This window comes from Pseudomonas campi (assembly GCF_013200955.2).
GTDB lineage: Bacteria > Pseudomonadota > Gammaproteobacteria > Pseudomonadales > Pseudomonadaceae > Aquipseudomonas > Aquipseudomonas campi.
The window spans coordinates 3,366,962-3,390,518 of sequence record NZ_CP053697.2; the positions used below are offsets into that span (position 1 = coordinate 3,366,962).

The following is a 23,557-nucleotide window of genomic DNA, read 5'->3' on the forward strand; positions in this document are numbered from 1 at the left end:
GTCACAGCGCCATCGGCGCCCGCTCACAGAGCGTCTTCAACGCACTCACCCACTGCGGATGCTGGTTCAGGCACGGCACCAGCACCAGCTCCTCGCCACCGGCCGCCTGGAACTGCTCGCGGCCGCGGTCGCCGATCTCTTCCAGGGTTTCGATGCAGTCGGCGACGAAGGCCGGGCACATCACCAGCAACTTCTTCACCCCGGCTTTGCCCAGCTCGTCGAGGCGCGTTTCGGTGTAGGGTTCGATCCACTTGGCGCGGCCCAGGCGCGACTGAAACGACACCGACCACTGCCCCGGCTTGAGCCCGGCGCGCTCGGCGAACAGTTCGGCACTGCGCAGGCACTGGGCGCGGTAGCAGGTGGCAAGCACTTGCGGCGAAGCGTTCTTGCAGCAGTCGGCGCCTTTCAGGCAATGGCCGCTGGGGTCGAGCTTGTGCAGGTGGCGCTCGGGCAGGCCGTGGAAGCTCAGCAGCAGGTGGTCGAAGCCCTGCTGCAGATGCGGCTGGGCACTGGCAACCAGGGCATCGAGGTATTCCGGCTGGTCATAGAACGGCGGCAGGGTGGCGAATTGCAGCGGCAGTTTGTGCTCGCGCACCACGCGCTTGGCTTCCTCGATCACCGTGGTGGCGGTGCTGTCGGCGAATTGCGGATAGAGCGGCGCCAGGGTCACCCGCTTGACGCCCTGCTCGGCCAGGCGCAGCAGGGCCTTTTCGATCGACAGAGGGCCGTAGCGCATGGCCAGTTCCACCGGACCCTGCCACAGCGGGGTGATCGCCTGTTGCAGGCGCCGGCTGAGCACCACCAGCGGCGAGCCTTCCGGCCACCAGATCGAGGCATAGGCATGCGCCGACTGCGCCGGGCGCTTGAGCAGAATCAGCGACACGATCAGACGGCGCAATGGCCACGGCAGATCGATGACATAAGGGTCCATGAGGAACTGGTTGAGGTAGCGCCGCACATCGGCCACCGAAGTGGAGGCCGGCGAACCCAGGTTGACCAACAGCAGGGCATGATCTGTCATGCAGCGTCCTTAAACAGAGCGGCCAGGGCCGAATCGATAGCGGTAAAACGGAATTCATAGCCGGCGGCCAGCGCCCGCTGCGGCAGGGCCTTCTGCCCGCCGAGCAGCAGCCCGGACAGTTCGCCCAGGCCGACTTTCAATAACAACCCCGGCAGCGGCAACAGCGCCGGGCGATGCAGGGCGCGGCCGAGGGCCTGGGCGAAGGCCTTGTTCCGCACCGGCTGCGGCGCGCAGGCATTATAGGGACCGTGGGCGTCGGGGTGCTGCAAGAGAAAGTCGATCAGGCCGACTTGATCCTCCAGGTGAATCCACGGCATCCACTGCCGCCCATTGCCGATCGGCCCGCCCAGGCCCAACTTGAACGGCAGCAACAGGCGCTTGAGGAAACCACCATCGGCCGCCAGCACCAGACCGGTACGCAGCAGCACCACGCGAATGCCCAGTTCTTCGGCGCGCAGGGCAGTTTCTTCCCAAGCGCTGCACAATTGCGCGGCGAAATCCTCCACCACCGGCGGGCTGTCCTCGTCCAGTTCACGCTCGCCGCCATCGCCGTACCAGCCCACCGCAGAGCCGGAAAGCAGCACTTGCGGCCGTTGCGCGCGACCATCCAGCCAGGCCAGCAGCTGCTCGGTGAGCGCGACCCGGCTGGCCCACAGCAGCGCCTTGCGCTTGTGCGTCCAGGGGCGGTCGGCGATCGGCGCGCCGGCCAGGTTGATCACCGCATCCAGTGGGCCGTCGCCGTAGTCCTCGAGGCGGCCGATGCCGCGCACCGGCGCCCCGCACAAGCCGGCCACCTGGTCAGGCGTGCGGCTCCATACGGTCAGCTGATGGCCCTGGCCCAACCACAGGCGACAGAGCGCACGGCCGATCAAACCTGTACCGCCGGTCAGCAAGATGTGCATGGCATCGTCCTCGCATGGCGTTAACCACCAGTCTCACCCTAGTCTGAATTATGACGCTAACGCGTGCCTTGTCCGCCGCGTTGCAACGTCGCAGTTTCAACAGGTTTGCGATTGGAACCGATAAAAGCTGTACAGGCAATTATATTTGTACAGCATTAGTCTAGAGCGTAGCCTGTCACAAAGGACACGAGGTAGACCATGAACGCACCCATCGCCATCATCGGTACCGGCCTGGCGGGACTCTCCGCCGCCCAGGCGCTGCATGCCGCCGGACTGGAAGTTCAACTGTTCGACAAGAGCCGCGGCAGCGGCGGACGCATGGCCAGCAAGCGCAGCGATGCCGGCTCGCTCGATCTCGGCGCGCAATACTTCACCGCCCGCGATCGCCGCTTCGTCGAAGTGGTACAGCAATGGCAGGCCCGCGGCTGGGTCGCCGAGTGGGACCCCGAGCTCTATCACTACAACGCCAACGGCCTGCTGCCCTCCCCCGACGAACAGGTGCGCTGGGTCGGCACGCCACGCATGAGCGCCATCACCCGCGCCATGCTCGGTGCTCTGCCGGTGCACTTCGCCTGCCGTATCACCGAGGCGTTCCATGGTGAGCAGCACTGGACCCTGCTCGATGCCGAGGGCCAGAGCCATGGTCCGTTCAGCAGCGTGATCGTCGCCACGCCGGCGCCCCAGGCCACCGGCCTGCTCAGTGCCGCGCCGAAACTGGCGAGCGCCGCCGCCAGCGTGATCATGGAACCGACCTGGGCGGTCGCCCTGGCCTTCGCCACACCGCTGGAGACCCGCGTCGAAGGCTGCTTCGCCCAGGGCAGCGCGCTCGACTGGGTGGCACGCAACCGCAGCAAACCCGGCCGCGACGGCCAGCTCGACAGCTGGGTGCTGCATGCCAGCAGCAGCTGGAGCAAGCAGCACCTGGACCTGGACAAGGAAGCGGTGATCGAGCGGCTGCACGGCGCCTTCGCCGAGATGATCGGCTGCCCGCTGCCCGCACCGAGCTTCAGCCTGGCCCACCGCTGGCTCTACGCGCGACCGGCCAGCGGCCATGAGTGGGGCGCCCTGGCCGATGCCGACCTGGGCCTGTACGCCTGTGGTGACTGGTGCCTGTCAGGGCGGGTGGAAGGCGCCTGGCTGAGTGGCCAGGAGGCGGCCCGTCGCCTGCTCGAGCATCGCCAGTGAGCGGCAAGCGGCGCCTCAATCCGCGCAAGCTGCTGCTGTCGAAATGGACCGCACGCCAGCCGCAGAACCGCGAGAAGCACTTCCTGGTCAGTGAGCTGATCTGCGACGAGGAAGGCACGGTATTGCAGGTCGAACTGCAGGCCGTGCTCACCCAGCGCAGCGAGCGCCTGGACTGGCAAGCGCTGCAGGATGGCGAGCGCTGGCAGATGGGCTGGAAGTAGCCCCCGACCCAGGACACGCAGCTTCTTGTAGGAGCCAGCTTGCTGGCGATCAATGCGTCATGGTTCGGCAAGATCGCCAGCAAGCTGGCTCCTACACCGGCTGGCCATGCGACGGGGATTGAGCTCCGGCTGCGCGATCTTGTGGGACAATGCCGCTCCAGTTCGCCGAAACGCCCAGCATGCCGCCAAAATCCGATACACCCGCTCCCCCTGTCCCGCCCAGCAGCCCGGCGCTGCTGCACCCGCGCAACCGTCACCAGGGCCGCTACGACTTCCCCCGGTTGATCGAGGCCAGCCCGGAGTTGGCCGAGTTCGTCATCCTCAACCCCTACGGCAAGCAGAGCATCGACTTCGCCAATCCCGAGGCGGTGCGGGTCTTCAACCGCGCGCTGCTGCGCCAGCTGTACGGCCTGCAGCACTGGGACATTCCGCCGGGCTACCTGTGCCCGCCGATCCCCGGCCGCGCCGACTACGTGCACGGCCTGGCCGACCTGCTGGCCAGCGACAACAGTGGCGAAATTCCACGCGGCGCGGCGATCCGCGCGCTGGACATCGGCACCGGCGCCAGCTGCATCTACCCGCTGCTCGGCCATAGCGACTACGGCTGGCACTTCCTCGGTTCGGACATCGACGACACGGCCCTGGCCTCGGCCCGCGCCATCATCCAGGCCAATGGCCTGGACGGCGCCATCGCCCTGCGCCAGCAACTGCAGCGCGGGCAGATCTTCAAGAGCCTGCTGCAGGACGGCGAGCGCTTCGCCCTGACCCTGTGCAACCCGCCCTTCCACGCCAACGCCGAGGAAGCCGCCAGCGGCAGCCGGCGCAAGTGGAAGAACCTCGGCAAGCTCGACCCCAAACGCAAGCTGCCGGAACTCAACTTCGGCGGGCAGAGCGCCGAGCTGTGGTGCACCGGCGGCGAGGCCAGTTTCCTCAAGCGCATGATCGCCGAAAGCGCCCAGTTTTCCGGCCAGGTGCTGTGGTTCAGCAGCCTGGTGTCCAAGGCCAGCAACGTGCCCTACGCCGAGAACCTGCTGAAGAAGGCCGGGGCCGTGGAGGTGCGCTGTATCGACATGGCCCAGGGCAACAAGCAGAGCCGCTTCGTCGCCTGGACCTTCCACAGCCCCGAGCAACGCGCGGCCTGGCTGCGCTCGGCGGGCTAAGGCATGCCGTTCAGTCTGCAGGGCGTCTGCGAGTACCGCGAGGAAATCCGCAAGAGCCGCTTCCTCGCCCTGGCCGCGCCCATCGCCAGCGCCGAGGAGGCCTTGGCCTTTATCCAGCAGCACAGCGACCTGAATGCCTCGCACAATTGCTGGGCCTTCAAGTGCGGCCAGCAGTACCGCTTCAGCGACGACGGCGAACCCGGCGGCACGGCGGGCCGACCGATCCTCGCGGCCATCGAAGGGCAGGATTGCGACCAGGTGGTGGTGCTGGTGATTCGCTGGTATGGCGGCATCCAGCTCGGCACCGGCGGCCTGGCCCGCGCCTATGGCGGCAGCGCGGCGAAATGCCTGCAGGGTGGCGAACGCATTGCCCTGGTGGCGCGCATTCAGGCGCGCTGCCATATCCCCTTCGCCGAGCTGGAGCGGGTCAAGGCTCGCCTGGGTAAATGGCAAGTCAGTATCGAACGGGAAAGCTTCGATGCCGAAGGAGCCGACTGCCAACTGAGCCTGCCGGTGGCCAATCTGCAGCAGGTCAGCGAACAGCTGATCGAACTGGGCCGCGGGCGCATCCGCCTGGAAATACTTGACCCGGGTCATGGGCCGCGTACATAGAACGCTAACCCGCTCCCTGTTGCAGCTATTCTGGACAGGAAGCGGGGCAACCAGCCAGTAAGGGGCACCGATGAACTGCAAGCGACTGTTAGCCGTGCTGATGCTGCTGTGCAGCCCGCTGACCCAGGCGCAACCCCCAGAGGAACTGCGCATCAGCGTCGGCGACTGGCCGCCCTACCTGTCCGCCGAGCTCAAGCATGGCGGGGTCATCGCCCACCTGATCAGCGACCTGTTCGCCGACGAAGGCTACCGGGTCAACTTCCAGTTCCTGCCCTGGCCGCGGGCCTATGCCGCCGCCGCAGCCGGCCGCTTCGACGCCAGCGCCGTGTGGATGCACAAGAGCGAACGCGAGGCCGACTTCCTGTTCAGTGCCCCGCTGCTCAACGAACAGTTCGTATTCTTCCACCTGAAAAGCCAACCCTTCGACTGGCACAGCTTCAGCGACCTGGACGGCATGCGTCTGGGCGGCGGCCTGGAATACAGCTATGGCGAAGCGTTCGACAGCTTCCTGAGCAAGGGCACGGTGAAGATGGAGCGGGTCTCCAGCGACCGGCAGAATTTCGAGAAACTGCTCAAGGAGCGCGTGGCCCTCTACCCGCAGGAACTCAACGTCGGTTACGCCTCGCTGCGCAAACACTTCAGCGCAGCCGATGCCGCCCGCATCACCCACCACCCCAAACCACTGCTGAACAACCTCAGCTACCTGATGCTGCCCAAGCAACTGGCAGGCAGCCAGGCCCTGCTGGAACGCTTCAACCGCCGCCTGCAGAGCTATCGCGACAGCGGTCGCTACGACAGCTACTTCCGTGACCTGCAGGCGGGCAAGTATGAAATCCCGCAAGCCGCGCCCGACGCCAAGCTGCCGCTGTTCGAATAAGCCGCACGGTGCTGTGTCCGGCAGACATCCCTACATCGCCCACTCCTGCACCACCATGTGCGTTTTCACCCGCTGCATGCAGGGGAACGCCTCGAGGGCCGCGCGCACTTCGCTCAGGCGCGCCATGGACGCGGCCTCGACATACACCAGCATGTCGGTTTCGCCGCTGATGCCACAGCAGCGGCGGATCTCCGGGTAGGCGCGCATGCGCTCGACATAATCCTGGCAGCGGCCATTCTGGTAGAACAGTTCGAGGAAGGCCTTGACCGCCGCACTGTCCGGGCTGGCCACCTGGGCGTGGTAACCCTGGATCACCCCGCTCTGCTCCAGTTGGCGAATGCGCTCGCCCACCGCCGAACGCGACAGGTTGACCTCGCGGGCGATCTGGCTGACGGAGGTGCGGGCGTCTTCGCGCAGCAGGGCGAGGATCTGTTGGTCGAACTTGTCCAAGGCAATTCTCAAGCAGGCAGTTTGACGGTGCATTCCGCCACTTTGCCGGTGATCGACGGCAACCTGCACGGCGCCGCCTGCTTACCATGGCGGGATCGGAAAACAGCCGCGAGCATACAACATGAGCCGCTTGAACAAGGAACTGGGCCTGCTGCAGGGCATCGGGCTGCTCAGCACTTCGCTGCTCGGCACCGGCATCTTCGTGGTGCCGGCGCTGGCCGCCACCGCCGCCGGACAGGCCTCGCTGTGGGCCTGGCTGATCCTGATCGTCCTGGTGCTGCCGGTGGCCTTCACCTTCGCCCAGTTGGGCAAGCGCTTCCCCCATGCCGGCGGTGCGCCACACCTGATCGGTCGGGCTTTCGGCGCGCGCATGGAGCGGCTGATCGCCTTCCTGTTTCTTGCCGTACTGCCGGTGGGGTTGCCGGCGGCGCTGAATATCGCCACCGGCTTCTGGCAGGCGCTGCTGCCGATCGGCCGGGGCGAAGCGCTGCTGATCCAGCTCGCCACCCTCGGCGCCATGCTCCTGCTCGGCCAGCGCCCGGCCAGGGCCTCGGGCTTTATTCAGGGGCTGATCGCCCTGGCCATCATCGGCACCGTGGCGCTGGTCTGGTGGGTCGGCGAGTTGCCGCTGGCCAGCCAGCCGCTGCTGCCGGATATCGACGATTCCTGGCAGCTTATCCCGGCTGCGCTGGGGGTGATGTTCTGGTGCTTCGTCGGCATCGAGGCCTTCACCCACCTGGGCGAGGAATTCAAAAACCCGCAGCGCGATTTCCCCCTCGCGCTGCTGCTCGGCGTGCTGCTGGCCGGTCTGGTGTACTGGGCGTTCTCGGTGGCGGTGCTGAGCTTCGGCGTGTATGGCGATGTACACAGCGACGCCGCCTCGCTGCCGCGCCTGATGGATCAGCTGCTGGGCGACAAGGCCCGCGTACTGGTGGCGCTGGTCGGCTACCTGGCCTGCTTCGCTTCGATGAACGTCTATGTGCAGGGCTTCGCCCGGCTGATCTGGAGCCTGGCCGACGAAGGCAAGTTGCCGCAGCCGCTGGCCCGCCTCAACCGGCATGGTGTGCCCGGCCCGGCCTTGCTGCTGGTGGTGCTGATCTGCGCCCTGTGCGCTGCCCTGGCCGGCGTGCTGCAACTGTCGGTGGACGACCTGATCCGCTACGCCAACGGCAACTTCATCCTGGTCTATCTGCTCAGCATGGCCGCCGGCTGGGTGTTGCTGCGCGGCGTGTGGCGCTGGCTGGCGGGGTTCAGCAGCCTGCTCTGCGCCCTGGTGCTGCTGGCATTGGGAGTTGAGGCGCTGTACGCGCTCGGCCTGCTGGGTGGGCTGGCGCTATTCGGTTACTGGCGCGAGAAGCGCGCAGCCTTGCCGCTGCGCAGTTGAACATCTGAACAGTTGAACAGCGGCCCAGAAGCACAGGCCAAGGGGTGAGCACGGCGCGCATCCCGGCTATCCTCAGCCGAGGTAATGACAAGGACAGACCATGCGCCGCATTCTCCGCGACCTGAAAATCATGCTGTTGGCCAACCTGTGGATCGTGCCGGTGCTGGCCGGTCTGGTCGGTGCCTTGTTCTACTTCGTCGCGCCGCCGCCGCCCATGCATGCGCGGATGGCCACCGGCGCGGTGGGCGGTGGTTACCACGCCTTCGCCGAGCGCCTGCAGGCCGAGCTGGAGCAGCAAGGCTTCACCCTGGAACTGGTGGAAAGCCAGGGTTCCGAGGACAACCTGGCCAAGCTCGGCCAGGGTGAAGTCGAGTTGGCCCTGGTGCAGAGCGGCCAGGAACTGAGCCTGCCCGACGAGGCGCGTGGCAAGCTGAGCGGCCTCGGCGTGATGTACCGCGAACCGCTGTGGCTGTTCACCGGGCGCAAGGTGCAGTTCCAGCGCCTGGCCGATCTGACCCGGCTGCGCCTGGCCATCGGTTCCGCCGACAGCGGCACCCAGGCGGTGACCGCCGCCCTGTTCGCCGCCAACCGCATCGCACCGGCCGACTATCCCAAGCGCTGGCAGCAACTGGGCGGCAGCCGCGCCGCCGATTCCCTGATCGCCGGCGAGCTGGACGCCGCCTTCTTCGTCGGCCCCGCCGAGAACCCGCTGATCCAGCGCCTGGCCGCCGAGCCCAAACTGCGTCTGGTCAGCCTGCGGCGTACCGAGGCCTACCTGGCGCGCCTGCCCTACCTGAGCCAGCTCGAAGTCGGCGAAGGCATGCTCGATATGGCGCAGAACACCCCGGACCGCGACATCGTCACCCTCGGCCCCGTCGCCACCCTGGTGGCCGGCGAGGAATTCCATCCCTCGCTGACCCCGCTGATTCTCGAAGCAGCCAAGACCGTGCTGAAAAACGGCAGCCTGCTCGACCCGGCCGGCAGCTACCCGGCCAAACCGCCGCTGTCGCTGAACACCCTGGCCGAGGCCGATTACTACTACGACAAGGGCCTGCCGATCCTGCAGCGCTACCTGCCGTTCCGCATCGCCTCGCTGGCCGACCGCTACATCATTCTCGCCATCCCGTTGCTGGTGCTGCTGTTCCCGCTGTTCAAGGCCATCGGGCCGATCTACCAGTGGCGCATCCGCGCGCGCATCTACCGCTGGTACAAGCACCTGCGCGAGATCGACCAGCTGCTGTACAAGGGCGACCTGCCCAGCGACATCGCCGAGGAAATCGCGCGACTGGAGAAACTGGAAGACGAGCTGGCGCGGGTCGAGGTGCCGCTGTCCTATTCCAGCGAGCTGTACGAGCTGCACATGCACCTGCGCTACATGATCGAGCGCCTGCAGGCCGTGCAGCGCCGCAGCCTCCCCGCCGAATAAAAAAGAAACCCCGCCCGGGCATGCCCGGGCGGGGTTGCTTAAACGAGGCGGATCACTTGATCCAGTGCTTGCCCCAATGGGTAATGTCATACGCCTGAGCGCTACGTTTCAGCCCCTGGCCCGCCGCCGCGGCCGCGATCTCTTCATCGATAACCTTGGTGGTGAGCGCCAGCCAACCGGTGACAAAGGCCATGGCATCACCATTGACCTCCAGGGCACGCAGGTCGATGTTGTTCGTATCATCGCAGCCGGCGTGGTAGCAGGGGTCCAGGGCGACTCCGGCGGTGCCGCCGTAACGCGCGGCCTGCTCCTCGGTCTTCAGCTCCTCGGCCCCGGTGAACAGCCCGCCAAAGGCGATACCATCGGTGAAGAACTGGGCGTAGTCGGAGCGGAAAGTGATCTCGTCACCCTCGAACGGCAGACCGCGCAACCTGTAGTAATCCTCGAACAAACGCTCCACTGCCGCCGAACCGGGCGGACCTTGCAGGCCGAAGGCCGAGCCGTCGCCGTCATAGATGAAGTAGCCGAAGTTGGGCGAAGCGATCATGTCGAAGTTCAGGTAAGCCTTGATCTTCGCCTTCTGTTCGGCCGGCAACTCGGTGACGTAGTAGGTCGAGCCCACCAGCCCCGACTCCTCGGCGCCCCACCAGGCGAAACGCAGCTTGTTCAGCGGCTTGGCCTTGCGCATCTGCACCGCCAACTCCAGCAGAGCGGCACTGCCCGAGCCGTTGTCGTTGATCCCCGCGCCCTCGAACACCGAATCCAGGTGGGCACCGGCCATCACCACGTTGTCCGGATTGCCACGGCGACTTTCGGCGATCAGGTTGTAGGTCTGGGTGCGCTCGCGCACCACATCGGTGAGCATGTGCACTTGCACGTCAGCGGTCTGCGCCAGGCTCACCCCCAGGTCATAGGTAGTGAACAGCACGGGAATCCCACCGGCATAGGCGTCACCCAGGGTCGCATTGATCAGGCCCTTGCGCTCCTCGGTGTCACCCTGGTTGAAGATGATCACCCCGCTGGCTCCAGCCGCTGCGGCGTTCTCCGCCTTGATCTGGAAATTGCAGCTACCGCGCTGCAGCAAGGCGATGGCGCCCGCCGGGAAACCGGCGAAATCCTCGGCCTCGCAGCCGCTGCTGGAGAGGTTACCGGCGCCCAGGGCGATGTCCACCGCCGCCGCTGCCGCCGTCACATCACCGGCATCGGTCTGCGACAGGTAGGTGAAGTCCACCTCCCACTCGAACTGCCCTGGCGTAGGCGCCACAGTTTCTAGCAGACCTGGCCCCTGGGGGTAGAAAGCGCTGAACGGAAACATCTGTCGAGTGACCGTGTAGCCGGCGCTTTCCAACGTCGACTGGATGTAATCCAGCGAGCGCTGATAGCCCGGCAACCCAGCCGCGCGATTGCCACCGTTGGCCAAGGCGATGTCGTTGAGCACCTGTAGATGAATGCTGGTTCTGTCAGCCTGCATACAACGAGGCAACAGCAGCGGCGACGCGTGCAAAACGCCGCCACGACACTCATGGGGGCCGATGCGCGTCGGGCTCCATAACGCCTCGAAAAACTGCGGGGAATGTTTGTCTTGAGCGGCAAGGCCAGGCAGGGCCAGGGTGGCCAACAGCGAGCCGAACATCAGACGGCGATTCATGATCGTGTTCTGCATGTGTATTTCTCCAATCCGTATTTGGAGCTTTATGGGTGCGGCAGTGCTTGTGGAACCGCCACGGAACGTCCCTTTACTGCGTCGTGTGGACGCTACAGACGCTAGACCCTGATTGCCGAGCATGCGCGTCTTGTGACGGATTTTTTCTTGAAGATTGTGATAAATCACCGAAGATGCCCGATAAATGCCAGCAAATAGCCACCATCCAGCAGAGCTAATGCACGCGTCCGCAGCGCTGAAGATGGAGCTGACGGCGTTGTCAGGTAGACTTTGCCCCTCTCACAGCGCCCCCAGCGTGGCGCTGCACCACCGCCCCCAGCGAACCACCTGAAGACTGAAGCCATGCCGATCCGCCACTGCATCGTCCACCTGATCGACAAGAAGCCCGACGGCACCCCCGCCGTGCTGCACGCCCGCGACAGCGAGCTGAGCAGCTCGCAGGCCATGGAAAACCTCCTGGCCGATCTCAACGAGAGCTACAACGCCAAGCAGGGCAAGGCCTGGGGGCTGTTCCACGAGGAATCCGGCGCCTACCCGTTCAGCGGCTGGCTCAAGCAGTACCTGGATGGCGAGAAGGACTTCACCGCCTTCAGCCGCCAGGCGGTGGAACAGCTGCAGAAGCTGATGGAAGAGTCCAACCTGGCCACCGGCGGCCATGTGCTGCTGGCCCACTACCAGCAAGGCATGACCGACTACCTGGCGATCGCCCTGCTGCATCACAGCGAAGGCGTGACCGTGACCGAGGCGCTGGACGTGGCCCCGGCCAAGCACCTCGACCTCGGCCAGCTGCACCTGGCGGCGCGCATCAACATCAGCGAGTGGCAGAACAACAAGCAGTCCAAGCAGTACATCTCGTTCATTCGCGGCAAGAACGGCAAGAAGGTCTCGGACTACTTCCGCGATTTCATCGGCTGCCAGGAAGGCGTCGATGCGCCGAGCGAGACCCGCACCCTGCTCAAGGCCTTCAGCGACTTCGTCGAGAGCGAAGACCTGCCGGAAGAACAGGCCCGCGCCAAGACCGACACTCTGGTCGACTACGCCAGCAGCCAGGCCAAGATCGGCGAGCCGATGACCCTGGAAGACCTCTCCGGGCTGATCGACGAAGACCGCCCGCGCGCCTTCTACGAGCACATCCGCAACAAGGATTACGGCCTGGCCCCGGAATTTCCGGCGGACAAGCGCACCCTCAACCAGTTCCGCCGCTTCACCGGGCGCGCCGAGGGCCTGTCGATCAGCTTCGAGTCGCACCTGCTGGGCTCGGCCATCGAATACGACGAGGCGCGCGACATGCTGATCATCCGCCAGCTGCCGACCCAGCTGAAGGATCAGCTCAAGCGCCGCAAGGACTGAACCCGTCATGCGCCTGGCGGATGCCATCCTCGACGCCTGTCTGTGCAATGTGCAGGCACCGCTGGGGCAGGACCCGGCGCGCGACTTCGGCCTGAGCAAAGACGCCGCCCAACAGGCCATGGCCGCCCTCAAGCCCTGGCTCAACGAACAGCAACGCATGCTCTGGGCCAACCGCCGCGAGGCCCTGCTGCTGGTGCTGCAAGGCCCCGACTGCGCAGGCAAGGACGGGGTAATCCGCAAGGTCATCAGCGCCTTCGACCCGCAAGGCATCAGCCTGCATGGCTTTCACCAGCCGGATGAGCAGGAGCGGCGCCAGCACTTCCTGCAGCGCTACCGCCAGCGCCTGCCGCAAGCGGGACTGCTCGGCGTATTCAACCGCAGCCACTATGAAGCGCTGATCTGTGATCCGCTGGATGGCCTGTGTGGCGAGGCTGAAGTGCCGCAACGCCTGCAGGAGTTGCTGGCATTCGAGCGCGAATGGCCAGCACTGCGACTGCACCCGCTGAAGTGCTACCTGCAGATATCCCGCGAGGAACAGAAACGTCGCCTGCTCAGCCGCCTGGAGCGTCCGGAAAAGCGCTGGAAACTGCACAGCAGCGATCTGCAGGCCTACCGCGAATACGCCCTGCGCCAGCAGCGCTGGAGTGATCTGCTGGCGGCCAGCCATACGCCGGAGGCGCCCTGGTATGTGCTGCCCGCCGACCACCGCTGGTTGCGCGACTGGCTGGTAGCCAGCCTGCTGGCACGCGAGCTGGAACGCCGGCACCTGACCTGGCCAGACAGCCCGCCACCATTCAGCGCCGCCGATCTCATGTAGCCCGGATGCAATCCGGGATTCTGGCGTGCGATCTTTCCCGGATTTCATCCGGGCTACGCCAGCGGTGGAGGGCGGATGAAACCCGCGGGTTTCACCCGCCCTACACAGTCAGATGGCTTCTATACGAAAACCCAGACGCGGGAAGTGGACATGCACCACCCCGGCACGTTCGTCTTCGCGGCGCAGGATCAGTTCCTCGACACCGGCGAACAGCAGCTCACCCTCGACCGGGTCGACCCCGTAATCGGTGGCGGCGATCTTCACCCGCTGCCCGGCCTGCAGGCCATTGGGCTCGATGAAGGGTTCGTCCGGCAAAGCCGCCGGTGTCGCCGCACGGGCGATCTCGATGGCTTCTTCTGCGCTCAAGGCGCTGGACGCGCCGTGGCCAAAACCCAGCACGCGGCCGAGCCAGGCGCTGACATTCGGGTAAGCCTCAACCAGTGGCGCGGTTACCGGAGTGGCCTTGAGGAACCACAGGCAGTGGGCCAGGGAGAAGTCGGCAATCGACGGCTCGCCGAACAGGAAGTCGCCCTCCTCGCGCCCCAGTTGCTGCTCGACGCGGGCCATGATGCCCGGCCAGTTGTGCTTGGCGACTTCCGCCGGCAGACGGGTCGCACTACCGCCGCTGAACAGCCCGGCGCGGTCGGCGATAAAGGCCTTGATCGCTTCCGGCGGCAGCTTGGCGAAACGCACGGCTACCGACTCCGGTTGAAACACCAGGCTCACCGCATGCTGGAACACCACCGAATCGACCCACTGGGCGAAGCTGGCGGCAACGAACTCCTGGCCTTCCGGAAACAATGCCGGGGTGGCCTTCTCGGCTTCCAGGCGACGGGCGATCAACGCGGTGTCGCAGTAGATGTCGGCGCCGACCTGCAGCACCGGGGTCTTGCGGTAACCGCCAGTCAGGGCCAGCAAATCGGGCTTGGGCATCACCGCGGGAATCATTACCGAGCGCCAGGACAGTTGCTTGAAGCCCAGCAACAGGCGGCTCTTTTCGGCGAATGGCGAGGTGGGGTAATGGTGCAGGATCAACTCGTGCATGACGGGCTCCGCGTCGGTGGCAGTGAAGGGCCAGCTTAACCCCCTCGCGGCCGGCGGCCTACCCGCCGGGACTGATAGTCAGCTATCAGTTTTTTCCATAGTAGCCGTCAGCACCAGGCGCTCCTTGGCGACCTTGGCCAGGCTCTTGATCGCCCTTTCGCGGCGCAGGGCCGCCCCCTTGTCCGCACAGGCTTCCACATAGACCAGCGCCTGCGCCGGACTGGAGTGGAAGAAGCGCGCGCCCTTGCCACTGCAGTGCTGGGTGAAGCGCCGTGGCGGGTCGTCGCTGATGCCGCAGTACAGCGCACCGTTTTCCGCGCGCACCAGATAAACCGACCAGGTCTTGCCTGGCTCGGTCGGGATATCACTCATAGCTGCCCTCTCGTTAGCGCGGGCAGCTTACGCCACTCAGAACCTGTTCACGATCTTTTGGACTAGAGCCAGACAAGGCAAAAACAGGCGAGGAAGCGGAGTTTACGAGCTGTAAATGAGCATTCCGAGCCTGTTTTTAACGCGGTATGGCCGACGGACAAGAGATCGTGAACAGGTTCTCAGCGGGACGCCTGCCAGGCGCGAAGCCCGGCCATGGCCTGCTTGCGGATCGCGCCTTGCACCAGCGGCGTCCAGCCCAGCAGCAAGCCCTTGGTGCCGAGCGCCTGGCGGGCCCAGCGCCACAGGTCGAAGCTGTCGCGGTGTTCGACGATCTTGCCGTCTGCGAAGCGGAAGTTGGCTTGGATATGGTTGACCACGGTATTGCCGGTCTTGCTGAACAGGTAGGTCGCCACCCAGCGCGCACTGCCCTGCTGGTCATCGGCCTGCACGCTGTCGAAGGTCAGAGAGAAGTTCTGCGCCCGCGCCGTCAGCATGCGCCACATGTCGCCGGCATCGCGACCGCGCAGGTCGCTGAAGGCCGGGTCGCTGAACTGCACGTCCTCGGCATAGCAGGCAGCCATGGTCTCGGCGTCCAGCTGCTGGAAGGCCTGGTAGAAACGGCTGATCAGTTCGGCATTGGGGTGGGCCATGGGTGCTGCTCCGTGATGTGGACTGCACAGAGTATTGCCGCTGATCCGGCAAACGGCGATTGGCGACAACGCCAACTTTGTGTCAATAATCGCCAAACCTTCCTAGATCGACCTGCCCCCCCATGATCCGCATCGCTCTTTATGTCTGCCCGCAAACCGTGCTGTCCAGCCTGAGCATGGCCGACGACGCCTTTCGCCTGGCCAACCAGTTGGCCGGGGAGCGCCTGTTCGAGGTGAGTCGGCTCAGCGCGGACGGCCTGCCGGTCGATATCGGCTTCGCCCAACTGCGAGTGGAAGGCGACTTGCGCCTGGCCGACGGTGCCGACCTGCTGCTGATCCCCGCCACCGGCAGCGCCATCGAGCGCACCTTGAAGGGCAACCCCGAGCTGCTCGCCTGGCTGGCCACGCGCCCGGCTAGCCAGCAGCTGGCCAGTCTGTGCAGCAGCGCCTGCCTGCTGGCTGCATCCGGGGTGCTCGACGGCCGCCGCGCCACCACCCACTGGTCACTGGCCGGCGGCTTTCGCCAGCGCTTCCCGCGGGTCAACCTGCAGGTCGACGAACTGTTCACCGAGGATAGCAACCGCTTCTGTTCCGGCGGCGCGCAGGCCGGGCTGGACCTGTGCCTGCACCTGATCGCCTGGCATGGCGGCGACTGGCTGGCCGAGCGGGTGGCCGGCGCGCTGGTGTTCGAGCGTGGCCGCGGGCGGCAGTCGCGCTTTGCCCCGCTGCTGCCGGAGCCGCTACTCGAGGACGGGCTGATCGCCCCGCTGCTGCGTTGGCTGCAGCAGCACCACGCACAAGCCATCGACCTGCAGCGCCTGGCGCAACAGGCCAACTGTTCGACCCGCACCCTGCTGCGCCGCTTCAAGGCCGCCACCGGGCTGACGCCCAACGACTACCTGCAGCGCCTGCGCATCAGCGCCGCACAGAGCGCCCTGCGCAAACCGGGACGCTCGCTGGAACAGGTCGCCGCCCAGGTCGGCTATGCCGATCGCGCCACCTTCGCCAAGCTGTTCAAGCAGCTCTGTGGCGAGACGCCGGGGGCCTTTCGCAAGCGCCTGCAGCAGACCGCAACACCTGCGTAGGAGCGAGCTCTGCTCGCGAAGCTTTTGTGTTGCCGGGTTCGCGAGCAGAGCTCGCTCCTACAACAAGCGCACCGCCCACAAAAAAGGGAGCCCGTAGGCTCCCTTTTCGTCTTGCCGTGAAACTCAGTGCAGGATCTGGCTGAGGAACAGTTTGGTCCGCTCGTTCTGCGGGTTGCTGAAGAAGCTGTTCGGCTCGCCCTGCTCGACGATTTCGCCCTTGTCCATGAAGATCACCCGGTTCGCCACGGTGCGGGCGAAGCCCATCTCGTGGGTCACGCAGAGCATGGTCATGCCGTCTTCGGCCAGGCTGACCATGGTATCCAGCACTTCCTTGACCATTTCCGGATCGAGGGCCGAAGTCGGCTCGTCGAACAGCATGATCTTCGGTTTCATGCACAGGGCGCGGGCAATCGCCACGCGCTGCTGCTGACCGCCGGAGAGCTGGCCGGGGAACTTGTTGGCCTGCTCGGGGATGCGCACGCGCTCGAGAAAGTGCATGGCAATTTCCTCGGCCTGACGCTTGGGCATCTTGCGTACCCACATCGGCGCCAGGGTGCAGTTCTGCAGCACGGTCAGGTGCGGGAACAGGTTGAAGTGCTGGAACACCATGCCCACCTCGCGACGCACTGCCTCGATCTGCTTGAGATCGTGGGTCAGCTCGGTGCCATCGACCACGATACGCCCCTGCTGGTGCTCCTCCAGGCGATTGATGCAGCGGATGGTGGTCGACTTGCCGGAGCCGGACGGGCCGCAGAGGACGATACGCTCGCCCGGCTGCACGCTGAGGTTGATATCCTTGAGCACGTGGAACTGGCCGTACCACTTGTTGACGCCCTGCAGCAGGATCATCGGCTCGGCGCTGGGCTGTTTGTTGGCTTCACTCATGATTCACTCCTAACGCTTGTGGCCGGTGTCCAACTTTCGCTCCAAATGCATGGAGTAGCGGGACATGCCGAAACAGAAAATCCAGAACACCAGGGCGGCGAAGACATAGCCTTCGGTGGCCATACCCAGCCAGACCGGGTCGGTGGTGGCTTGCTTGATGCTGTTGAGCAGGTCGAACAGGCCGATGATGATCACCAGGCTAGTGTCCTTGAACAGCGCAATGAAGGTGTTGACGATGCCGGGAATCACCAGCTTCAGGGCTTGCGGCAGGATCACCAGGCCCATCATCCGCCAGTAGCCCAGGCCCATGGCCGCCGCCGCTTCGTACTGGCCCTTGGGAATGGCCTGCAGGCCACCACGCACCACCTCGGCGATATAGGCCGACTGGAACAGGATCACGCCGATCAGCGCGCGCATCAGCTTGTCGAAATGCATGCCTTCGGGGAGGAACAGCGGCAGCATGACCGAGGACATGAACAGCACGGTGATTAGCGGCACACCACGCCAGAACTCGATGAAAGTCACGCAGATCACGCGGATCGCCGGCATCTCCGAACGCCGCCCGAGGGCCAGCAGGATGCCCAACGGCAGCGCACCGGTAATCCCGACGGCAGCGATCACCAGGGTCAGCAGCAGGCCGCCCCACTGGCTGGTTTCCACTTCGCTGAGACCGAAGAAGCCGCCGTGCAGCAGCCAGAAGGCCAGCAGCGGGTAGACCAGCAGGAAGGCCAGGCCGTAGATGGCCTTGCGCGGCATCATCGGCACGAACAGCGGTGCCGCGCCAATCACCGCCAGCCACAGGGTCAGGTCAACGCGCCAGCGCAGTTCTTCCGGGTAGAAACCGTACATGAACTGGCTGAAACGCTCCTTGATGAACACCCAGCAGGCGCCCTCGCCGGTACAGTCGAAACGCGTGGAGCCATTCCAGTCAGCCTCGATGAAGGCCCACTGCACGAGCGGCGGAACGATCAGCCAGACCAGGTAGGCGGCCAGTAGGGTCAGCAGGGTGTTGAACCAGTTGGAGAACAGGTTGCTGCGCAACCAGCCGAGCACGCCCACGCTCATCGGGGGCGGCGGTAGATCGGGTTTGAACGTATGGGTCTGCATGGCTGCTCCTTACCGCTCGACCAGCGCGATGCGCTTGTTGTACCAGTTCATCAGCATGGAAATGCTGATGCTGATGGCCAGATAGACACTCATGGTGATGGCGACCACCTCGATGGCCTGCCCCGTCTGGTTGAGCACCGTGCCGGCGAACAGCGAGACCATGTCCGGATAACCGATACCGGCCGCCAGCGAAGAGTTCTTCGCCAGGTTGAGGTACTGACTGGTCAGCGGCGGAATGATCACCCGCAACGCCTGGGGAACGATCACCTTGCGCAGGGTCACGGTCGGCTGCAGGCCCAGCGAGCGTGCGGCCTCGGTCTGCCCATGGCTGACCGCCTGAATCCCGGAGCGTACGTTCTCGGCGATGAAGGCGGCGGTGTAGATGGTCAGCGCCAGGGTCAGCGCCATCAGCTCGGGAATCACCACCCAGCCGCCACGGAAATTGAAGCCGGTGAGCTGCGGCACCGTCCAGTGGAAGGGATCACCGAACACCAGAGCACTCAGCCCCGGCACCAGCAGCAGAATGGCCAGCGACACGTACACCGTGTGGAACGGCTGGCCGGTGGCCTCGAAACGCTGACGCGCCCAGCGCGCCAGCACAATCACCGCAACCACCGCCAGCACCAGGGCGATGATGAACGGCCAGTAGCCTTCCGCCATCGACGGCGACGGCATGTTCAGCCCGCGGTTGCTGAGGAAGAAGGTGTCACCGATGCTCAGGCTCTGCTTTGGTCCCGGCAGCGGCAGCAGCACGGCGAAGTACCAGAAGAAGATCTGCAACAGCGGCGGGATGTTGCGGAAGGTCTCGATGTAGATAGTGGCCAGCTTGCTGATCAACCAGTTCGGCGACAGCCGTGCCACACCCAGGATGAAACCGAGCAGGGTGGCGAAGAAGATGCCGATCACCGAGACCAGCAAGGTGTTGAGCAGGCCGATGACGAATACGCGCCCGTAGGTATCGCTTTCGCTGTAGTCGATCAGATGCTGGGAGATGCCGAAACCGGCGCTTTGTTCGAGAAAGCCGAAGCCGGAGATGATTCCGCGCTGGGCCAGGTTGCTCTGGGTGTTGTGGAACAGGTACCAGCCGAGCGCCACGACGGCGATCACGGCAATAATCTGGAAAGCCCAAGCGCGCACCTGGGGATCGGTCCAGACCGAACCGCGCGGGCGCGAATTGTTGGCGATATTTTGCATAACGGCCCTCATTGAAACTCCGCACCCATAGACCGCGGCGCGGAGTTCATGAAATCAGGAACACCATCGCCCCGTAGCGGGGCGATGGCCAAGGGGGGTCAGCGCACCGGCGGTGCGTACTGCATGCCACCTTTGTTCCACAGGGCATTAAGACCACGTTCGATCTTCAGCTCGCTGCCGGCACCGACGTTGCGATCGAAGATTTCACCGTAGTTGCCGACCTGCTTGACGATCTGCACGGCCCAGTCCTTCGGCAGTTTCAGATCCTTGCCGAAATCACCCTCGGCGCCCAGCAGACGGGCGATGTCGGGGTTCTTGGTGGTCTTGGCCATTTCTTCGACGTTGGCCGAAGTCACGCCCAGTTCCTCGGCGTTCAGCTGTGCGTAGAGGCTCCAGCGCACGATGTCGAACCACTCCTCGTCACCCTGACGCACGGATGGGCCGAGCGGCTCCTTGGAGATCACTTCCGGCAGTACCACGTAGTCATCCGGCGCGGCCAGCTTGATGCGCTGGGCATACAGCTGGGACTGGTCGGAGGTCAGTACGTCGCAACGACCGGACTCCAGCGACTTGGCGCTTTCGTCGGAGGTGTCGTAGGTGATCGGGGTGTACTTCAGGCCATTGGCGCGGAAGTAGTCGGCGAGGTTCAGCTCGGTGGTGGTACCGGCCTGGATGCACACGGTGGCGCCGTCCAGTTCCTTGGCGCTGGAAACGCCGACCTTCTTGTTCACCAGGAAGCCCTGGCCGTCGTAGTAGGTCACGCCGGTAAAGTTCAGGCCCATGGCCGCATCACGCGAGCTGGTCCAGGTGGTGTTGCGCGACAGCATGTCGACTTCGCCGGATTGCAGCGCGGTGAAGCGCTCCTTGGCGGTCAGCGGGCTGAATTTCACTTTGGAGGCATCGCCGAATACAGCAGCCGCTACGGCCCGGCAGATGTCCACGTCGATACCCAGGTAATTACCCTTGGCATCGGCATAGGAGAAACCTGGCAAACCATCGCTGATACCGCATTGCACGAAGCCTTTCTTCTGCACCGCATCCAGGGTGGCACCGGCTTGCGCGAAACCGCTCACGCCAAGTACTGCAGCCGTGGTCAATACCGCCAGGGTGGATTTCACCATCTTCATTCAAACCTCCAAATGTTCTTATTGGTCGGAGTCTCGGTCCTGCCGCCGTACCCTTGTGAGGCACGTTCGATCCCGCCACCATGGCAGGATCAACCGGGGTGCGAACCTGGAGTGAGTCTAGATGCCGATAACGATACCGGCGAATTCCTCACCCAGTGCCGTAGGTAATACGGACTTGAGACACTGCAAATACCCGACTCGACGACAGGTTGCCGCCTTGCCAGACCAGCTACACAGAGCAAGGTGCATACCAACCTGGCAAATGAGACGCGATAAAAACGGGTCAAGAGCAAAACTTTTCACCGTGCGACATCTTCTTAATTAATCCGCCTTTCACGCAAAATCGCCTCGCACCACAATGGGGCGATTGCACAGCACTGGAGCCCGTCATGAGCGAACCACTGATCCTGGAACCCACACACAAGGCCGACGCGTGCGTCATCTGGTTACACGGCCTGGGCGCCGACCGTTACGACTTCCTGCCGGTGGCCGAGATGCTCCAGCAAAGTTTGCACAGCACGCGCTTCGTCATGCCGCAGGCGCCGACCCGCGCGGTCACCATCAATGGCGGTTACCTGATGCCCAGCTGGTACGACATCCTGGCCATGAGCCCGGCCCGCGCAATCAACAAGGAGCAGCTGGAAGCCTCGGCGCAGAGCCTGATCGATCTGATCGAGCAGCAGCGCGACAGCGGCATCGACCCGCAGCGGATCTTCCTCGCCGGCTTCTCCCAGGGCGGCGCCGTGGTTTTCCACACCGCCTACCTGCGCTGGCAGGGGCCGCTGGGCGGCGTACTGGCGCTCTCCACCTACGCCCCCACCTTTAGCGAAGACCTGCAGCTGGCAGATACAAAACTGCAACTGCCGGCGCTGTGTTTGCATGGCAGCGTTGACGACGTGGTGATCCCGTCCATGGGCCGCACCGCCTTCGAGCAACTGGACGCGTTGGGCGTGCCGGTGGAGTGGAAGGCCTACCCGATGGGCCACGAAGTCATACATGAGGAAATCCGCGATATCGGCGCCTGGCTGATCGCGCACCTGAACCGCTGAAGAGGCACAACAATGACCGCAGCCCCCATCATCCGCTCGCTGGCCGATATCGAACTGATCGAGCAGACCCCGCTGGCCGCCCGCGACCTGCCGGCCAGCACCTACGAGCTGATCCAGCGCAGTGCTGCGCGCCATCCGCAGGCCCCGGCCCTGAGCTTCATCCTCCAGGGCACGGCTGACGAGCAGGCCTATCGACTGAGCTACAGCGAGCTGCTGGGCAAGATCACCCAGACCGCCAACGCCTTCCACCGCCTCGGTCTGCGTCCGGGCAAGGCGGTGTCGTTCCTGCTGCCCAACCTGCCGCAGACCCATTTCACCATCTGGGGCGGCGAGGCGGCTGGCATCGTCAACGCGATCAACCCGCTGCTCGACGCCGAACATATCGCCGAGCTGATCCACGCCTCCGACTCCGAACTGCTGGTGACCCTGGCGCCCTTCCCCGGCACCGACCTGTGGGCCAAGGTCGAGGCCCTGCGCGGCCAGCTGCCCAACCTCAAGGAGGTGATCTGCGTGGACATGGCCAACCTGCTGCCCGAGCCGCAGCGCAGTGCCGTCAAAGCGCAACGCGGCGGCCTGCCGCAAGGCGTGCTGGACTTCGATGAGCTGATCGCCACCTGCCCGGCCGACCACCTGGAAAGCGGCCGGCAGTTCCAGGCCGACGACATCGCCAGCTACTTCCACACCGGTGGCACCACCGGCACGCCCAAACTGGCCCCGCACAGCCACCGCAACGAAGTGGCGATGGCCTGCAGCATGTCCTTCGTCACCCGCTTCGGCCCCGGTGACGTAGCCCTCTGCGGCCTGCCGCTGTTCCACGTCAACGGCGTGATCGTTACCGGCCTGACCGCCTTCTACAGCGGCGCCGAAGTGCTGCTGGCCACGCCCCAGGGCTATCGCAACACGGCGCTGATGGCCGACTTCTGGAGCATCATCGAGCGCTACAAGGTCAGCTTCTTCAGCGGCGTGCCGACCATCTATGCCGGCCTGCTGCAAGTGCCCAGCGAGGGCCGTGACCTGTCCAGCCTGCGTTACGCCCTGTGCGGTGCGGCACCGATGCCGATGGAGCTGATCCGCCAGTTCGAAGCCAAGACCGGCCTGACCCTGCTCGAAGGCTATGGCCTCACCGAAGGCACCTGCGGCAGCTGCGCCAACCCCATCGGCGGCGAGCGCCGGCCTGGCTCCATCGGCCTGCGCATGCCCTACTGCGAGGTGGCGATCAAGGTCCTCGACGAGCAGGGCAACTACCTGCGCGACGCCGCGCAGAACGAGATCGGCAACCTGTGCATCCGCGGCGCCACGGTGTTCAAGGGCTATCTGCAGACGAGCAAGAATGAAGGCATCTGGGTCGACGGCGACTGGTTCAACACCGGCGACCTCGGCCGCCTGGACGCCGACGGCTACGTCTGGCTGACCGGGCGCAGCAAGGACCTGATCATTCGTGGCGGCCACAACATCGACCCGCAGATGATCGAGGAAGCGCTGCACAAACACCCAGCGGTGGCCCTGGCGGCGGCGGTCGGTAAGCCGGACCTGAAAGCCGGCGAGCTACCGGTGGTGTATGTGCAGCTCAAGCCCGGGCAGAGCGTCAGCGAAGCGGACCTGCTCAGCCACGCCGCCGCGCATATCCCGGAACGTGCGGCAGTACCCAAGGACGTGTGGATCATCGAGGCCATCCCGGTCACCCCGGTCGGCAAGACCTTCAAACCGGCCCTGCGCTTCGATGCCATTCGTCGGGTCTACGAGAGCGTACTGGCCGATCTGGACGACAAGATTCGCGTCGAAGTACTAAGTGACGACCAACTCGGCCAGGTCGCCCACATCCATAGTCCGCAGCTCGATGAAGCATTGCAGCAGACCATTGCAGAGCGATTGGCGGGTTTCGCCGTGCGTCATCGCCTGCACCACGACGCCTGACCCAGGCGCCCGCTGCACAAGTATGGGTGGCCGTTCTATCGTTCACTTCGCCACGCAACCGC

At 64.9% G+C, this 23,557-nt stretch carries 23 protein-coding genes; 12 read left to right on the top strand and 11 right to left on the bottom strand.

Annotated features, from left to right (window positions below):
* Position 1: 1 nt before the first annotated feature.
* Both HNE05_RS15590 and HNE05_RS15595 read right to left on the bottom strand, forming a co-directional pair.
* Entirely contained in the window at positions 2–1,021 is a 1,020-nt protein-coding gene (locus tag HNE05_RS15590) for a ferrochelatase (protein ID WP_173209043.1), read from the bottom strand.
* On the bottom strand, positions 1,018–1,923 hold the full coding sequence (locus HNE05_RS15595) for a TIGR01777 family oxidoreductase (protein ID WP_173209045.1): 906 nt from the start codon (positions 1,921–1,923) through the stop codon (positions 1,018–1,020). The genes HNE05_RS15590 and HNE05_RS15595 overlap by 4 nt, the downstream gene beginning before the upstream one ends.
* A gap of 198 nt (positions 1,924–2,121) precedes the next feature.
* Here HNE05_RS15595 and HNE05_RS15600 point away from each other — a divergent pair, with 198 nt between their 5' ends.
* From HNE05_RS15600 to HNE05_RS15620, 5 genes are all read left to right on the top strand, one after another.
* Entirely contained in the window at positions 2,122–3,108 is a 987-nt protein-coding gene (locus tag HNE05_RS15600) for an NAD(P)/FAD-dependent oxidoreductase (RefSeq protein WP_173209046.1), read from the top strand.
* On the top strand, positions 3,105–3,329 hold the full coding sequence (locus tag HNE05_RS15605) for a TIGR02450 family Trp-rich protein (RefSeq protein WP_173209048.1): 225 nt from the start codon (positions 3,105–3,107) through the stop codon (positions 3,327–3,329). Before HNE05_RS15600 ends, HNE05_RS15605 begins: the two co-directional genes overlap by 4 nt.
* Positions 3,330–3,508: 179 nt before the next feature.
* Positions 3,509–4,489 carry a 23S rRNA (adenine(1618)-N(6))-methyltransferase RlmF gene (gene rlmF, locus HNE05_RS15610; protein ID WP_173209050.1) on the top strand — a complete coding sequence of 327 codons (981 nt, stop codon included), beginning with the start codon at positions 3,509–3,511 and terminating at the stop codon, positions 4,487–4,489.
* Positions 4,490–4,492: 3 nt separating this feature from the next.
* A complete protein-coding gene (locus HNE05_RS15615; RefSeq protein WP_173209052.1) occupies positions 4,493–5,101 on the top strand; it encodes an IMPACT family protein in 609 nt (202 codons plus the stop codon).
* Positions 5,102–5,171: 70 nt separating this feature from the next.
* The gene (locus HNE05_RS15620) at positions 5,172–5,978 is read left to right on the top strand and encodes a substrate-binding periplasmic protein (RefSeq protein WP_173209054.1); all 807 of its coding nucleotides are present in this window, start codon (positions 5,172–5,174) and stop codon (positions 5,976–5,978) included.
* Positions 5,979–6,008: 30 nt separating this feature from the next.
* On the opposite strand, the gene HNE05_RS15625 is transcribed toward HNE05_RS15620, so the two are convergent.
* A complete protein-coding gene (locus tag HNE05_RS15625; protein WP_173209056.1) occupies positions 6,009–6,428 on the bottom strand; it encodes an Lrp/AsnC family transcriptional regulator in 420 nt (139 codons plus the stop codon).
* A 121-nt stretch (positions 6,429–6,549) separates the two neighbouring features.
* On the opposite strand from HNE05_RS15625, the gene yjeH reads away from it, so the two are divergent.
* Positions 6,550–7,812 (top strand): L-methionine/branched-chain amino acid transporter, encoded by a 1,263-nt coding sequence (gene yjeH / locus HNE05_RS15630; protein ID WP_173209058.1) that lies wholly within the window; start codon positions 6,550–6,552, stop codon positions 7,810–7,812.
* 100 nt (positions 7,813–7,912) lie between these two features.
* A complete protein-coding gene (locus HNE05_RS15635) occupies positions 7,913–9,238 on the top strand; it encodes a TAXI family TRAP transporter solute-binding subunit (RefSeq protein ID WP_173209060.1) in 1,326 nt (441 codons plus the stop codon).
* Between the two features lie 52 nt (positions 9,239–9,290).
* Here the strand turns inward: HNE05_RS15635 and HNE05_RS15640 are convergent, their stop codons facing one another.
* On the bottom strand, positions 9,291–10,901 hold the full coding sequence (locus HNE05_RS15640) for a M28 family metallopeptidase (protein WP_173209062.1): 1,611 nt from the start codon (positions 10,899–10,901) through the stop codon (positions 9,291–9,293).
* A 342-nt stretch (positions 10,902–11,243) separates the two neighbouring features.
* Here HNE05_RS15640 and yejK point away from each other — a divergent pair, with 342 nt between their 5' ends.
* Positions 11,244–12,251, top strand: a complete 1,008-nt coding sequence (yejK, locus tag HNE05_RS15645) for a nucleoid-associated protein YejK (protein WP_160488637.1) — start codon at positions 11,244–11,246, stop codon at positions 12,249–12,251.
* 7 nt (positions 12,252–12,258) lie between these two features.
* The gene (locus tag HNE05_RS15650) at positions 12,259–13,068 is read left to right on the top strand and encodes a polyphosphate kinase 2 family protein (RefSeq protein WP_173209064.1); all 810 of its coding nucleotides are present in this window, start codon (positions 12,259–12,261) and stop codon (positions 13,066–13,068) included.
* Between the two features lie 108 nt (positions 13,069–13,176).
* Here HNE05_RS15650 and HNE05_RS15655 read toward each other — a convergent pair whose 3' ends face one another.
* The 3 genes from HNE05_RS15655 to HNE05_RS15665 all read right to left on the bottom strand — a co-directional run bounded on the left by HNE05_RS15655 (position 13,177) and on the right by HNE05_RS15665 (position 15,134).
* Positions 13,177–14,112 carry a glutathione S-transferase family protein gene (locus HNE05_RS15655; RefSeq protein WP_173209066.1) on the bottom strand — a complete coding sequence of 312 codons (936 nt, stop codon included), beginning with the start codon at positions 14,110–14,112 and terminating at the stop codon, positions 13,177–13,179.
* Positions 14,113–14,190: 78 nt separating this feature from the next.
* Positions 14,191–14,484, bottom strand: coding sequence for a GIY-YIG nuclease family protein (locus HNE05_RS15660; RefSeq protein ID WP_173209068.1), 294 nt, complete (start codon positions 14,482–14,484; stop codon positions 14,191–14,193).
* A 179-nt stretch (positions 14,485–14,663) separates the two neighbouring features.
* On the bottom strand, positions 14,664–15,134 hold the full coding sequence (locus tag HNE05_RS15665) for a nuclear transport factor 2 family protein (protein WP_173209070.1): 471 nt from the start codon (positions 15,132–15,134) through the stop codon (positions 14,664–14,666).
* A 122-nt stretch (positions 15,135–15,256) separates the two neighbouring features.
* Here HNE05_RS15665 and HNE05_RS15670 point away from each other — a divergent pair, with 122 nt between their 5' ends.
* Positions 15,257–16,219: a GlxA family transcriptional regulator gene (locus HNE05_RS15670; RefSeq protein WP_173209072.1), complete on the top strand. Its 963-nt coding sequence runs from the start codon at positions 15,257–15,259 to the stop codon at positions 16,217–16,219.
* 123 nt (positions 16,220–16,342) lie between these two features.
* Here HNE05_RS15670 and HNE05_RS15675 read toward each other — a convergent pair whose 3' ends face one another.
* From HNE05_RS15675 to HNE05_RS15690, 4 genes are all read right to left on the bottom strand, one after another.
* Complete coding sequence (locus tag HNE05_RS15675; protein ID WP_173209074.1) at positions 16,343–17,104, bottom strand: amino acid ABC transporter ATP-binding protein; 762 nt, start codon at positions 17,102–17,104, stop codon at positions 16,343–16,345.
* Between the two features lie 9 nt (positions 17,105–17,113).
* Complete coding sequence (locus tag HNE05_RS15680; RefSeq protein WP_173209076.1) at positions 17,114–18,211, bottom strand: amino acid ABC transporter permease; 1,098 nt, start codon at positions 18,209–18,211, stop codon at positions 17,114–17,116.
* 9 nt (positions 18,212–18,220) lie between these two features.
* Entirely contained in the window at positions 18,221–19,405 is a 1,185-nt protein-coding gene (locus HNE05_RS15685; protein ID WP_173209078.1) for an amino acid ABC transporter permease, read from the bottom strand.
* A gap of 98 nt (positions 19,406–19,503) precedes the next feature.
* On the bottom strand, positions 19,504–20,532 hold the full coding sequence (locus tag HNE05_RS15690) for an amino acid ABC transporter substrate-binding protein (RefSeq protein WP_173209080.1): 1,029 nt from the start codon (positions 20,530–20,532) through the stop codon (positions 19,504–19,506).
* Positions 20,533–20,921: 389 nt separating this feature from the next.
* On the opposite strand from HNE05_RS15690, the gene HNE05_RS15695 reads away from it, so the two are divergent.
* Together HNE05_RS15695 and HNE05_RS15700 are read left to right on the top strand one after the other, a co-directional pair.
* Positions 20,922–21,581: an alpha/beta hydrolase gene (locus HNE05_RS15695; RefSeq protein ID WP_173209082.1), complete on the top strand. Its 660-nt coding sequence runs from the start codon at positions 20,922–20,924 to the stop codon at positions 21,579–21,581.
* 12 nt (positions 21,582–21,593) lie between these two features.
* Positions 21,594–23,495 carry an acyl-CoA synthetase gene (locus HNE05_RS15700; protein WP_173209084.1) on the top strand — a complete coding sequence of 634 codons (1,902 nt, stop codon included), beginning with the start codon at positions 21,594–21,596 and terminating at the stop codon, positions 23,493–23,495.
* The last annotated feature ends 62 nt before the right edge of the window (positions 23,496–23,557 follow it).

Excerpts from the sequence above, each read along its gene's own strand:
- HNE05_RS15665 (WP_173209070.1), bottom strand. The coding sequence starts at position 15,134 with ATGGCCCACCCCAATGCCGAACTGATCAGCCGTTTCTACCAGGCCTTC.
- HNE05_RS15600 (WP_173209046.1), top strand. The coding sequence starts at position 2,122 with ATGAACGCACCCATCGCCATCATCGGTACCGGCCTGGCGGGACTCTCC.
- HNE05_RS15675 (WP_173209074.1), bottom strand. The coding sequence starts at position 17,104 with ATGAGTGAAGCCAACAAACAGCCCAGCGCCGAGCCGATGATCCTGCTG.
- HNE05_RS15650 (WP_173209064.1), top strand. The coding sequence starts at position 12,259 with ATGCGCCTGGCGGATGCCATCCTCGACGCCTGTCTGTGCAATGTGCAG.
- HNE05_RS15615 (WP_173209052.1), top strand. The coding sequence starts at position 4,493 with ATGCCGTTCAGTCTGCAGGGCGTCTGCGAGTACCGCGAGGAAATCCGC.
- HNE05_RS15590 (WP_173209043.1), bottom strand. The coding sequence starts at position 1,021 with ATGACAGATCATGCCCTGCTGTTGGTCAACCTGGGTTCGCCGGCCTCC.
- HNE05_RS15635 (WP_173209060.1), top strand. The coding sequence starts at position 7,913 with ATGCGCCGCATTCTCCGCGACCTGAAAATCATGCTGTTGGCCAACCTG.
- HNE05_RS15595 (WP_173209045.1), bottom strand. The coding sequence starts at position 1,923 with ATGCACATCTTGCTGACCGGCGGTACAGGTTTGATCGGCCGTGCGCTC.
- HNE05_RS15660 (WP_173209068.1), bottom strand. The coding sequence starts at position 14,484 with ATGAGTGATATCCCGACCGAGCCAGGCAAGACCTGGTCGGTTTATCTG.
- rlmF (WP_173209050.1), top strand. The coding sequence starts at position 3,509 with ATGCCGCCAAAATCCGATACACCCGCTCCCCCTGTCCCGCCCAGCAGC.
- HNE05_RS15620 (WP_173209054.1), top strand. The coding sequence starts at position 5,172 with ATGAACTGCAAGCGACTGTTAGCCGTGCTGATGCTGCTGTGCAGCCCG.
- yjeH (WP_173209058.1), top strand. The coding sequence starts at position 6,550 with ATGAGCCGCTTGAACAAGGAACTGGGCCTGCTGCAGGGCATCGGGCTG.
- HNE05_RS15670 (WP_173209072.1), top strand. The coding sequence starts at position 15,257 with ATGATCCGCATCGCTCTTTATGTCTGCCCGCAAACCGTGCTGTCCAGC.
- HNE05_RS15640 (WP_173209062.1), bottom strand. The coding sequence starts at position 10,901 with ATGCAGAACACGATCATGAATCGCCGTCTGATGTTCGGCTCGCTGTTG.
- HNE05_RS15685 (WP_173209078.1), bottom strand. The coding sequence starts at position 19,405 with ATGCAAAATATCGCCAACAATTCGCGCCCGCGCGGTTCGGTCTGGACC.
- HNE05_RS15680 (WP_173209076.1), bottom strand. The coding sequence starts at position 18,211 with ATGCAGACCCATACGTTCAAACCCGATCTACCGCCGCCCCCGATGAGC.
- HNE05_RS15655 (WP_173209066.1), bottom strand. The coding sequence starts at position 14,112 with ATGCACGAGTTGATCCTGCACCATTACCCCACCTCGCCATTCGCCGAA.
- HNE05_RS15695 (WP_173209082.1), top strand. The coding sequence starts at position 20,922 with ATGAGCGAACCACTGATCCTGGAACCCACACACAAGGCCGACGCGTGC.
- yejK (WP_160488637.1), top strand. The coding sequence starts at position 11,244 with ATGCCGATCCGCCACTGCATCGTCCACCTGATCGACAAGAAGCCCGAC.
- HNE05_RS15700 (WP_173209084.1), top strand. The coding sequence starts at position 21,594 with ATGACCGCAGCCCCCATCATCCGCTCGCTGGCCGATATCGAACTGATC.
- HNE05_RS15690 (WP_173209080.1), bottom strand. The coding sequence starts at position 20,532 with ATGAAGATGGTGAAATCCACCCTGGCGGTATTGACCACGGCTGCAGTA.